The sequence below is a fragment of the uncultured Thiodictyon sp. genome, from assembly GCF_903828115.1.
Taxonomy (GTDB): Bacteria; Pseudomonadota; Gammaproteobacteria; order Chromatiales; family Chromatiaceae; genus Thiodictyon.
Genome location: NZ_CAIKKU010000106.1, coordinates 1 through 11546, shown reverse-complemented (window position 1 = coordinate 11546; position 11546 = coordinate 1). Strand labels below are relative to the sequence as shown.

Genomic DNA, 11546 nt, shown 5'->3' with positions numbered 1-11546 from the left:
CGGGGCGGCCGCCGCGGCGGACGCGGGCGCCGGCGCGGGCACGGCGGTGCCCGGGGGCGGCCGGTCGGTGAAGTGCCAGCGGCCGTCGGCGTCCTGGGACTTGAAGACCTCCGCCCGCGCCGGCAGCCAGGCCAGCAGGAGCACCAGGGCGAGCCGGCCGACGCGGCCCGCCGGGGCAGGAATCGGGACCTGATTGGGCATCGTTGCGGGGCCGTCGAGCGTTTAGAATCCTGCCGCCCAGATCCCGGCGAGACTCAGCGTGAGGCCCGGCAGGATGGCCTCATTGGTCAGGGTATCGGGATGGTCGAGGCGCTGCCCAGGTCCGCGGTCGGGATAGCTGTAGACCTGCCGCTGCACCGGCAGGATCAGCCAGCCGAGCCGCACCCCGTTTGACTGATACTCGCGCATCTTGGCAATCAGGTCCGCGCGCTCGTCGCTCGGGGAGGCCAGCTCGATCACGAAATCCGGGGCCAGGGGCAGAAATTTCTGCTGCTCCGGCGCGGTCAATCGCGCCAAGCGCTCACGCAGCACCCAGGAGCAATCCGGCGAGCGCACAGCACCGTTGGGCAGGGTATAGCCGGTGGATGAGTCGAATGCCAGGCCGCGGCCGTCCTGCCTGGCCCACAGATTCACGTCGGTGACGAGATCACAGTTTCTCTTTCCGGTCAGTCCCCCGGTCGGCGGCATGATCTGGATGTCCCCCTCGGCAGTGCGTTCGATGCGGCAGTCGCGGTTGGCCTGGCAGAGGGCGAAAAAGAGGTCATCGTCCAGGCGGATACTGGGTGGGACACGCAGGTCCACCCGCGGCAGGTCCTGGGTATAGCCCATGGCGTGTGGCCCTCGCGGCAGGGGTGCGCCGGGTCGGCGCGGGCAGCATGAGTCTAGCATGGGTGCGGCTGGTCCCGGGGTCCTGGTCCGGTGCCTCTCGGAGTACCTGAGATCAATGTAATCCAACGGGGTGCGATCAGTTCTGATCGCACCCAATCCAACAGCTCTGGCGCCAATGAACGAACCACTCGCGAAGCAAGGTCTCACCGCCCTGGTGGACCAACTCATCCTGGAGCAGGGCCGCCTGGACCCGCTGGAACTCTTGATGGCCTGCGACTACCTGAGCTATGCGGACTATGAGTCCTGGCGGCTCGGCCGGGTGCCCCATCTGGAGGCGGTCTTGCGCGTCCCGGCGGATCAGGCGGCGGAGGTTCTGGCCCGCGCGGGTCTCTATGCGGCGGCCCAGGGCCTGGCGGCGGAGCCCCTGGAGCACCGCGCCTGGGGGGCCGCGGAGCGGATAATCCCGATCGGCCCCGCGGAGGCTGCCCACCCGGGGCTGGTGCGCGGCTGCGCGACGGCCTTCGCGCCGGCCGCCGATCGGCGGCAACTGGACCTGTTCCACGACAGCCAGGACCAGCTCCTCGAGGAGTCGGTGCGCACGGCCCTGACCGGGCGCCGCATCGACGCCGCCCACGCCGCCCTCACCCGGCTGATGGCCCTGGACCCCCGCCACCCCAGGCTGCGCCGCTACCTGCACCTCATGCAGGCGGTGGAGGACCTGCCCGCCCTGCCCCCGGCGGAGCAACTGCAGGCGCTGGAGTCGATGGAGCCCGAGGCCCGGGACCTGCTCGGCCACCGCACCCGAGACCTCCTGGCCCCCATGTGGGCGGCGCTGGCCGCGGCGCTGGCCGAGCGCCCCTTCGACCCGGACGCCCCCCGGCTGCACGCCGGCTACGCCTGGGCGCGCGCCGGGCGCCACCCGGCGGCGCGCGACGCTATCGAGTCGCAGCCCGCCTGGCGCAGTCGGCCGACGCTCGTCCTGGCCCATTTGGAGGCGTGCCAACGGATGCTCGACCCGGCCGCCGCCCGCCGTGACTGGGCCCTGCTGTGCTGGGAACATCCGCAGGAGGCGCAGCGCAACCTCGACGCCGAGGACCTTGCGGACGCCCGGCTGCGGCGGCTCTGGATTCAGTTCGGTGACGCCGACCTGGGACTCGCCACCGCGGACTTCCCCGCCTGGCTCCTGTTCGCCGACCGCGGCATGGCCGCCGCCGTGTCCCCGGACCTGGTCCCGCCCGGCGCCACGGGTGACGCCTACCGGCTGTTGCACGCGATGGTGAGCGGCGCGGACGACATGCCCCGGCGCAAAGCCCTGGCACAACTGCGTCCGGGGCTCTTGAAGCTCTATCTCGCCGCCCTTTAGGCGATTTCCGCAAGACGTCGTACCCTGAGGACCCGACCCGAGGCCGACGCTTTACCGTGAAAGTGCGTAGTCAGGCCATCCTGGCCTGACGGTGTCGGGGCTGGAACAGTCAGGGCTGGAAGCCCTGACTACGCTGCCTCGGCAAGTCGCATCGTTCGCGCGTTGGGGGATGGCGCCAAAACGTTCCGGACGGGGCGAATGAGACTGGGCAAGTATTCGAGCCTGTTTTATCAGTTATATAGCGCTTAATCGTGATGCGGTTTCGAGCCAAAAGCGCCGCAAATTGCTATTTTGTGCCGATTTCGCCCCGATTTCGCCTTGGCGCGCTGAGAAATCTCTATTATTTACAATAGCATAATACTTTCACAGTCTCGAATGCCCCGTCCAGCCCTGGAGTGAGCGTGGCAGCGACACGGCCCACCCTGCGTCGCGCCGCCTGACGCGGTATCATCACGTCCACCCCGGGGGCGGTTGCGTCAGCGCGCGTCGCCCCTGCATATCAGGGCCGCTCACCAGGGCACGGCACCCGCCGGGCCGACGCCCATCGCGACCAGGAGGAACTTTAGAATGCACACAGTGCTGGTCACCGGGGGTGCCGGCTTCATCGGCGGCAATTTCGTCCACCTGCTGATGGCGCAGACGCCTTGGCGGGTCGTCAATCTGGACCAGTTGACCTACGCGGGCAACCTGGACACCCTGGACCCCTTGGCCGGTAATCCGCGCCACATCTTTGTCCAGGGCGACATCGGCAATGGTGCCCTGGTGGGGCAACTGCTGACGGACTACGCGGTCGACGCGGTGGTGAATTTCGCCGCCGAGAGCCATGTGGATCGTTCTATCGACGGCCCCGCGCCGTTCATCGCCACCAACGTGGTGGGGACGTTCAACCTGCTCGAGTCGGCGCGCGCCTACCGGCTCAAACTCGGCGCGACGGCGCGCCGGGATTTCCGGTTCCTGCACGTCTCCACCGACGAGGTCTACGGATCCCTGGGGGCGACCGGGCGTTTCACCGAGTCCACGCCCTATGCCCCCAACTCCCCCTATTCGGCCTCCAAGGCGGCCTCCGATCACCTGGTGCGGGCCTGGTTCCACACCTACGGCCTGCCGGTGCTGACCACCAACTGCTCCAACAATTACGGCCCCTATCAGTTCCCCGAGAAGCTGATCCCGCTGATGATTCACAAGGCGCAGCGCGGCGAGCCCCTGCCGATCTACGGCGACGGCGGCAACATCCGCGACTGGCTCTATGTCGGCGACCACTGCCGCGCCATCCTGCGGGTGCTGGAGGCCGGGGCCCCCGGCGAGGTCTACAACGTGGGCGGCGACAGCGAGCGGACGAACCTGGCGGTGGTCGACACCCTGTGCGCCCTGCTGGACGAGTTGTTGCCGGACTCCCCCCGGCGTCCCCACGCGGCCCTCAAGACCTCTGTCGCCGACCGCCCCGGCCATGACCGGCGCTACGCAATCGACGCCGACAAGCTTAAGCGTGAGTTGGGGTGGGCGCCGCAGGAAACCTTCGAGACCGGGCTGCGCCGCACCGTTCAATGGTATCTGGAGCACCCGCGGTGGTGTGCGCGGGTGCTGGACGGAAGCTATCGGGGCGAGCGTCTGGGCACGGCCGCCTGACCAGGTTCCGTGAACATGGCAACCGTAGAAGCTGCGGCAAATTTAAGGTGTAGAAACAGTTGCGATGAATCGTAAAGGCATCATCCTCGCCGGGGGCTCCGGCACCCGGCTCTACCCGATCACCCGGGCGGTCAGCAAACAACTGCTGCCGATCTATGACAAGCCGATGATCTACTACCCCCTGTCCACGCTGATGCTGGCGGGGCTGCGCGACCTCCTGATCATCTCCACGCCCCGCGACCTGCCGCTCTTCGAGTCGCTGTTGGGTGACGGGTCCCAGTGGGGTATCCGTCTCACCTACGCCGAGCAGCCCCACCCGGGCGGGCTGGCGCAGGCCTTCCTGATCGGGCGGGACTTCATCGATGGTGCCCCCTCGTGCCTGATCCTGGGGGACAACATCTTTTACGGTCAGGGGCTTGGGGAGCAACTCAAGGAGGTCAGCGCCCGCGAGGACGGGGCTACCGTCTTCGGCTATTGGGTGGCGGACCCGCAGCGGTACGGGGTGGCGGAGTTCGACGCCGCGGGCCAGGTCGTCGGCCTGGTGGAAAAGCCCAGGGAGCCGAAATCAAACTGGGCCGTCACCGGGCTCTACTTCTACGACGCAAGCGTCTGTGACCGGGCGGCGACCCTGGCGCCCTCGCCCCGCGGTGAGCTTGAGATCACCGACCTCAACAACCTTTATCTGGCGCGGGGCGAACTCCAGGTGCAGCGCATGGGGCGGGGAACCGCCTGGCTGGACACCGGCACCCACGAATCCCTGATGGAGGCCGGTGCCTTCATCGAGACCATCGAGAAGCGCCAGGGCCTCAAGGTCTGCTGCCCGGAGGAGATCGCCTTCTACAACCGCTGGATCGATGAGACGCAGTTCCGGGCGATGGCCGAGGAGTTGCGCAAGAGCGGCTACGGCGAATACCTGCTCGGGTTGCTGCGGCGCGGGTGGATCGCATGAAGGTCATCACAACCGCCATCCCCGGGGCCCTCATCATCGAGCCCAAGGTCTGGGGCGACGAGCGCGGCTTTTTCCTTGAGACCTACCGCGGCAATCGCTATGCGCAGTTCGGTATCCCCGCGTCCCTGCCGCAGGACAACCTGTCATTCTCGCGCCGCGGCGTGCTGCGCGGCCTGCACTGCCAACATCCCCATGCCCAGGGCAAGCTCGTGCAGGTCTTTGCGGGCGAGGTCTACGACGTGGCGGTGGATGTGCGCCGCGGCTCGCCGACCTTCGGCCGCTGGGTGGCCGTCACCCTGTCCGCCGCGAACCAGCGGCAGTTCTGGGTCCCGGCCGGGTTCGCCCACGGTTTCCTGGTCACCAGTGAGACCGCACTGTTCGGCTACAAGTGCTCCGATTACTATCACCCCGAGACCGAGTTCAGCGTGCGCTGGGACGACCCGGCAATCGGTATCGACTGGCCCCTGACGGGCCAATCCGCTCCCGAACTCTCCCAAAAAGATCAGGCGGCCCCAAGCCTCTCGGATATCCCGGCGCAGCGGCTGCCAGCCATCGAGGACTACCCATGACCCAGCAACCTGCGGCCCCCGTGAAGACCAGCGGCCAGCGGCCGAGAATCCTGTTGATCGGCGCCAACGGCCAGGTAGGCTGGGAGCTGCGGCGCACCCTGGCGGGCCTGGGCGAGGTGATCGCCGCCTCCATCGAGGGCGGCTACGGCCCCATCATCGACCTCCTGGACCATGGTCTGCTCGCCCGACTGGTGGCCGAGGCCCGGCCGGACGCGGTGGTCAACGCCGCCGCCTACACCGCCGTGGACAAGGCCGAGACGGAACGCGACGTCGCCCGGCGGATCAACGCCGATGCGGTGGGAGAGCTGGGCCGACTGCTGGCCGAGCGCGGCATCCCGATCATCCACTACTCCACCGACTTCGTCTTTCCCGGGACCGGCAAACGCCCCTACACCGAGGACGACATCGCGGCCCCGCTGAACGTCTATGGGGAAACCAAGCTCGGCGGCGAACTGGCCCTGCTGGACTCCGGCGCCCCCTGCCTGATCTTTCGCACCAGTTGGGTCTATGGCGCGCGCGGGGCCAACTTCCTGCTCACCATGCTGCGCCTGCTACGCGAGAAGGACGAACTGCGCATCGTCGATGACCAGGTCGGCTCCCCCACCTGGAGCCGTATGCTCGCGGAGATGACCGCGCTGGTCCTCTACCGGGTACTGCGCGGCGACCTGGATCTGAAGAAGGTCGGCGGCCTCTATCACCTGACCGGGTCCGGCGAGGTGAGCTGGTTCAGCTTCGCCCGTGCCATCCTGGAGCGCGCCGGGCTCGACTGCCGGCTGATCCCCATCACCTCCGCCGACTACCCGGCCCCGGCCCGGCGCCCCGCGTACTCGGTGCTCGACAACCGCAAGTTCCAGGAGACCTTCGGGCTCTACATGCCGGACTGGCGCGTGTCCCTGGAACAGTGCCTGGAGCTGATCCCCTGCTAGGATGGACCAAGACCCACTGGAGGTATTGAACCGGGTCTTCGGCTACCCGCACTTTCGCGGCGCCCAGCAGGAGGTCATCGAGCGGGTCCTGGACGGCGGCGATGCCCTGGTCCTGATGCCGACCGGCGGCGGCAAGTCACTGTGCTACCAGATCCCGGCCCTGCTGCGGCCGGGGACCGGGATCGTCGTCTCCCCGCTCATCGCCCTGATGCAGGACCAGGTGGATGCCCTGCGCCAACTCGGGGTGCGGGCCGCCTTTCTGAACTCGTCGCTCGCCGGCGACGAGCAGTCGCGGGTGGAGCGGGCCCTGCTGGCCGGGGACCTCGACCTGCTCTATGTCGCCCCGGAGCGGCTCTTGACCGAGCGCTTCCTGGATCTCCTGGGGCGGGTGCCGGTCGCGCTCTTCGCCATCGACGAGGCGCACTGCGTCTCGCAATGGGGCCACGACTTCCGCCCCGAGTACATCCAGCTCAACCTGCTGCACGAGCGCTGGCCGGCGGTGCCCCGCATCGCGGTCACCGCCACCGCCGACGCCCCGACCCGGCGCGAGATCGTCACCCGGCTGGCCTTGGAACAGGCGGCGCAGTTCGTCTCCAGCTTCGACCGGGCCAACATCCGCTACCACGTGACCGAGAAGCGCGAGCCGCGCCAACAGCTCGTCGCCTTCCTGCGCGGCGAGCACCCAGAGGATGCCGGCATCGTCTATTGCCTGTCACGGCGCAAGGTCGAGGAGACGGCCGAGCACCTCTGCGTCCAGGGATTCAAGGCCCTGGCCTATCACGCCGGCCTGCCGGCCGAGCAGCGGCGCACCCACCAGGCGCAGTTCCTGCGCGGCGAGGGGGTCATCGTCGTCGCCACCATCGCCTTCGGCATGGGCATCGACAAGCCGGACGTGCGCTTCGTCGCCCATCTCGACCTGCCCAAGAGTCTGGAGGCCTACTACCAGGAGACCGGCCGCGCCGGGCGCGACGGCCAGCCGGCCGACGCCTGGATGACCTACGGCCTGGGCGACGTGGTGGCCCTGCGGCGCTTCATCGAGGAGTCGGAGGCCGAAGAGCAGTTCAAGCGCGTGGAGATGCACAAGCTCAATGCCCTGCTCGGCTTCTGCGAGACCACGCAATGCCGCCGCCAGGTCATGCTCAACTATTTCGGCGAGCAGCTCCCCGCCCCCTGCGGCAACTGCGACACCTGCCTCACCCCGGTGGCGAGCTGGGACGGGACCCTGGCCGCCCAGAAGGCCATGTCCTGCATCTTCCGCACCGGCCAACGCTTCGGCGTCAACTATCTGATCGAGGTGCTGCGGGGCAAGGACGACGAGCGCATCCGCCGCTACGGCCACGACCAGATCAGCACCTTCGGCATCGGGGCGGACTTCAGCGTCGAGCAGTGGCGCTCGGTCTACCGGCAACTGGTCGCCGCCGGCCTGGTGGCGGTCGACATCGAAGGCCACGGGGCGCTGCAACTCACCGAGTCGAGCCGCCCGGTCCTGCGCGGCGAGCGCACCCTGCACCTGCGCCGCGATCCGGAGCGGCGCCCGGCCAAGACCCGGGGCGAGCCCAGGCCCGCACGGGTGCAGACCCCGCTGGACCCGGAGGCGCAGACCCTCTGGGAGCGCCTGCGCGCCTACCGGCGCGACCTGGCCCAGGAACAGGCGGTACCGCCCTATGTGGTCTTCAGTGACGCGACACTAAGGGAGATGGTCAGCTACCGACCACGGGATCTCAACGAGTTCGGGCGCATCAGCGGTGTCGGGGTGGTCAAGCTGGAGCGCTACGGCGCCGGTTTCCTAAGCCAATTGGCCGCGCACGCGCAGGAGCACGGCCGACCGGCCAATCTGCCGCCCCTGCCCGAGACCCCCATGCGCACCCCGGCCCCAGCCGCCACCCCCGCCGGCGGGCGCATCTGGGAGGAGGGCCTGAACGACACCACGCGCGTCACCCTGGAGCTCCTGCGCACGGGACTCTCACCCGCCCAGATCGCCGAGCGCCGGGAGCTCAAGATCAGCACCATCTATACGCACCTGTCGCGCTGCATTGAAGAGGGCGAGCTGTCCCTGGCCGAGATCGTTACCCTGGCGGATGACGAACTCCAGGCCATCGAATACGCCTTCACCCAACTGGCCCCGGAGTCTCCACTCACCCTCAAACCGGTCTTCGACGCCTTCGCGGGCAAATACGACTATGGCCTGCTGCGCTGCGTGCGGGCGGCGATGGGGCGATAGGAGTCGGGGCGTCCCGCCCCGACAGCTTCACCATTGCTCCCGCTCCCGCCGGGCGCCTACGGCGCCCCCGTCCGGCTGAAGTCTCATCCTCCAGTGCGGCCGCGATCACCCCGGAGGTCGAGGCTTCAGCCGGATGGGGCGGCGCCGACGCATGGAGAATGCCAGCCAATCCCGGCGCCTGGCAACAAGATGAACCTTCAGAGATTCAGAGTCCAGAGGCATCAGAGATCAGAGGAGAAATGGGGCCACCACCAGACGGAACCCGAGGACGTCGCGGCGGGCCTCGGGGCCGCGGTCGAGGCGGGAGGAGGAGCGTGCGGACCTGCGGTCGGTGCTGAAAGCACCGCCGCGCGCACCACGCACACCCGGTTGCCGGTCCTCCCGGGCGGCCCGCCCCTTGGCATCGTCCGGATATGGATAAGCCGCGAACCGACTGCGCGTCCACTCCCAGACGTTGCCCGACAGGTCCTCGCAGCCGTAGGGTGAAAGACCCTCGGGGTAGCAGCCGACCGGCGAGACGCGCCCGATGTACATCGCGAAGTTCATGCGCTCAGAGTCTGGCTCGATACCCCAGGGGCAGGGCCTGCGGGGGTTCGGGTTCGGCGTCAAGGGCTGCTCAGCATCCATCAGGGCACCCAAGTCCGCCACCGGGCGGATCAGGATGCCCGGTCCCGACGGGATGCGCTCGCCACCCTTGGCCGCCTTCTCCCACTCGGGCTCGGACGGCAGGGCGACCCGCCAGCCGGCGGGCAGCCAACCCTTGACGCGCCAGCGCTCGGTCAGCCAGTCGGCGCAGGCGACCGCCTCATCCCAGTAAACCCACACCACCGGGGTGTTGGCGTGGCCGCGCCGACAGTCGGGATGCCCCGGCGTGCGGCCCGACTCATCCAGATACCGACTGAACTGGGCCACTGTCAGCGGGAACCGGGCCAGCCAGTAAGGGTAGTCCAGACGGTGCGGGCCGGCACCCTTCTTCTCGTCGTCGTCGGCCTCCCCATCGGTCGCCCCCAGCAAAAAGGACCCGGCCGGCACCCGACAGAACTCCATCGCATCCAGTTCCAGGACGCCGCGCCGAGGGTCCCCAGCGACGGCCAGGTGCTCGCCGATCAGCACCCGCCGCGCGGCCGGCACCCGCGGATTCGTGAGGCCCTCCGCGACCAGCCGCCCCCGTAGCCCAACCCAGCCCTCGGGCGTGACCCCATCCTCACCGATGTCCGCCAGGGCCGCGGCGGCGAGTTCCGCATGGAGCCCAGGTGATCCCTCGGGTGCATCCAGCAGGCCGTTCAACAGTGCCGTGGCCGCGATATCCTGCCGCTGTTGCAGCCCCACATAGCCCAGGGTCAGCAACAGCGTTTCGCGCCATTGCGCGTCCCCAGCGTGGGCGGCCAGCGTCTCGACCACCCGACGCTGCCCATCCGGGGCCTGCAGACCGGCGGCCAGGGCGGCGCCCGCGAGATATTCCATGAAGGTCAGGTGCAGAAAGCCGAACTGGCGCCCGCCGCGGTCGATCAGCAGGCCGGAGTGCTCGCGCACGTCGCGCAGACAGTCGTCGGCCGCCTGCTCCGGGTCCGAGCGCCCCGCGTGGTGCTCCCGCAGCCAGGTGAGCATCGCCTGCTCCCCGATGCGCCCCAGCCCCGGCGCGCACCCTTGCATCCACAGGGCCAGCGGCTCCAGGACGCGGCGCAGCGCCCGCTCGTTGGGCAGGGCGCGCGGCACCGCCTGGGGGCTGCGCGCCAGCAGCCAGTCGCGCAGCAGGCTCTGGATGTATTGCTCGTAGAGCAGCACCCGCTGGCGCGGCAGACTGACCTGATTGCGCTTCTGGATCACCAGCATGGTGAGTAGCAGCGGGTTGGAGGCGAGCCTGCCCACCCCGGGGTTGCCTTGCACGGCGGCCAGCAGGTCCGCCGCCTCGCGCGCCGCGGCGTAGTCGGCCAGGCGCCCGTCATCGAACAGGATGCGCTCCACCACCGCAGTCCAGCGGCGGATGAACTGCGCGATCTCGGCGTCCTCGAAGTCCAGCAGGGTGCATTCACGCAGGTCCTCGACCTGCGGCGGGCGCACCTCCCGGTAGCCGACGATACGGCTGGTGAGGATGACCCTGGTGCCGCGCGGACAGTGGCGGCACAGGAAGGACTGGACCCGGTCCACCACCGTGTTGCGCCGGGCGGGGTCGCGCACCTCGTCCAGTCCGTCCAGGAGGAGCAGGACGCGCCCCTCCTCCAGCCGTTCCGCGAGCAACTGCTCCAGTCCGTCCAGATCCATGAAGTCATGGAAATACTGCACCGCGAAGCGGCGCAGGCTCAGGGCCGGATCAGCATCCAGGCACTCGGCATAGGCCGCCAGCGGCAGCAGCAGCGGCAGGCGCCCCGCGAGCCCCAGGGCCGCCGCCTGGCCGGTGGCGACGGCGAAGGCGATGTATTTGAGCAGCGTCGACTTGCCGGACCCAGGGTCGCCCAACACCACCAGCACCGGGCGCTCGCGGATCAGTTCGAGCACCGGCCTTGAGGCATCCGCCCGCCCGCCCAGTTCGGCGCGCTCGTCCGCCGCCATGGCCCGGCCAGCCACCCGCAACTCCTGTGACAGGGTGTCCGCCTGCGGCAGGATCAGGCGCGCCCCCAGGGGTACGAAGATATCCACCAGCGGGAAGCGCCGCGGCATCCCGACATCCGGCCCCATGCCCTTGAGCGGCAGGTAGCGGTAGAAGCGCTCCACGAAATCCAGCAGGTCCGCGGCGACGCGGTGCGCCTGCGCGGGCGGCAGGGCGCTGGGCGCCGCCAGGTCCGCGACGACCGCGGGCGGGACGGCGATGTTGTTGACCGTGATTTGGACCTGCCGGGCCGCGGCGATGGCGACTGAGCCGTTGCTTGCGGTCACGTTGCCGGTGGTTGGTGCAGTCATGGCGCTCCTGTAATGTCCTCGTCCCCAGGCGCCGCGTCACTGCCATTAAGTGAAGCCGCGGCGGCTACTGGGAGCGCCGCACTCCAGTGCGGCGCGGCCTCTGCTCAACCCACACCGGCGGGGTGATCTGCGAGATCGCGCCGCACTGGGGTGCGGCGCTCCCAGG

General features: G+C 69.1%; 9 protein-coding genes. 6 read left to right on the top strand and 3 right to left on the bottom strand.

The genetic code is table 11. From position 1 onward, the window contains the following. Both QZY48_RS03935 and QZY48_RS03930 read right to left on the bottom strand, forming a co-directional pair. The coding region (locus QZY48_RS03935) for a DUF4124 domain-containing protein (protein WP_295428004.1) at nt 1–201 on the bottom strand (201 nt) is incomplete at its 3' end. Nucleotides 202–222: 21 nt separating this feature from the next. Next, on the bottom strand, nt 223–828 hold the full coding sequence (locus QZY48_RS03930; protein WP_295428001.1) for a Uma2 family endonuclease: 606 nt from the start codon (nt 826–828) through the stop codon (nt 223–225). A gap of 175 nt (nt 829–1003) precedes the next feature. Between QZY48_RS03930 and QZY48_RS03925 the strand changes: the two genes are divergently transcribed. From QZY48_RS03925 to recQ, 6 genes are all read left to right on the top strand, one after another. Next, entirely contained in the window at nt 1004–2191 is a 1188-nt protein-coding gene (locus QZY48_RS03925; RefSeq protein ID WP_295427999.1) for a hypothetical protein, read from the top strand. A 567-nt stretch (nt 2192–2758) separates the two neighbouring features. Continuing rightward, nucleotides 2759–3817, top strand: coding sequence for a dTDP-glucose 4,6-dehydratase (gene rfbB / locus QZY48_RS03920; RefSeq protein ID WP_295427996.1), 1059 nt, complete (start codon nt 2759–2761; stop codon nt 3815–3817). 64 nt (nt 3818–3881) lie between these two features. Further along, nucleotides 3882–4766 (top strand): glucose-1-phosphate thymidylyltransferase RfbA, encoded by an 885-nt coding sequence (gene rfbA / locus QZY48_RS03915; RefSeq protein ID WP_295427993.1) that lies wholly within the window; start codon nt 3882–3884, stop codon nt 4764–4766. Beyond that, nucleotides 4763–5335: a dTDP-4-dehydrorhamnose 3,5-epimerase gene (gene rfbC, locus QZY48_RS03910; RefSeq protein WP_295427991.1), complete on the top strand. Its 573-nt coding sequence runs from the start codon at nt 4763–4765 to the stop codon at nt 5333–5335. Before rfbA ends, rfbC begins: the two co-directional genes overlap by 4 nt. Continuing rightward, nucleotides 5332–6261, top strand: a complete 930-nt coding sequence (rfbD, locus tag QZY48_RS03905; protein ID WP_295427988.1) for a dTDP-4-dehydrorhamnose reductase — start codon at nt 5332–5334, stop codon at nt 6259–6261. Before rfbC ends, rfbD begins: the two co-directional genes overlap by 4 nt. Before the next feature lies 1 nt (nt 6262). Next, nucleotides 6263–8482, top strand: a complete 2220-nt coding sequence (gene recQ, locus QZY48_RS03900) for a DNA helicase RecQ (protein ID WP_295427986.1) — start codon at nt 6263–6265, stop codon at nt 8480–8482. Between the two features lie 228 nt (nt 8483–8710). Here the strand turns inward: recQ and QZY48_RS03895 are convergent, their stop codons facing one another. Continuing rightward, complete coding sequence (locus QZY48_RS03895) at nt 8711–11380, bottom strand: SUMF1/EgtB/PvdO family nonheme iron enzyme (RefSeq protein ID WP_295427983.1); 2670 nt, start codon at nt 11378–11380, stop codon at nt 8711–8713. Between the last annotated feature and the right edge of the window lie 166 nt (nt 11381–11546).

Coding starts and splice junctions, on each gene's coding strand:
- QZY48_RS03930 (WP_295428001.1), bottom strand. CDS start 828: ATGGGCTATACCCAGGACCTGCCGCGGGTGGACCTGCGTGTCCCACCC.
- QZY48_RS03925 (WP_295427999.1), top strand. CDS start 1,004: ATGAACGAACCACTCGCGAAGCAAGGTCTCACCGCCCTGGTGGACCAA.
- rfbB (WP_295427996.1), top strand. CDS start 2,759: ATGCACACAGTGCTGGTCACCGGGGGTGCCGGCTTCATCGGCGGCAAT.
- rfbA (WP_295427993.1), top strand. CDS start 3,882: ATGAATCGTAAAGGCATCATCCTCGCCGGGGGCTCCGGCACCCGGCTC.
- rfbC (WP_295427991.1), top strand. CDS start 4,763: ATGAAGGTCATCACAACCGCCATCCCCGGGGCCCTCATCATCGAGCCC.
- rfbD (WP_295427988.1), top strand. CDS start 5,332: ATGACCCAGCAACCTGCGGCCCCCGTGAAGACCAGCGGCCAGCGGCCG.
- recQ (WP_295427986.1), top strand. CDS start 6,263: ATGGACCAAGACCCACTGGAGGTATTGAACCGGGTCTTCGGCTACCCG.
- QZY48_RS03895 (WP_295427983.1), bottom strand. CDS start 11,380: ATGACTGCACCAACCACCGGCAACGTGACCGCAAGCAACGGCTCAGTC.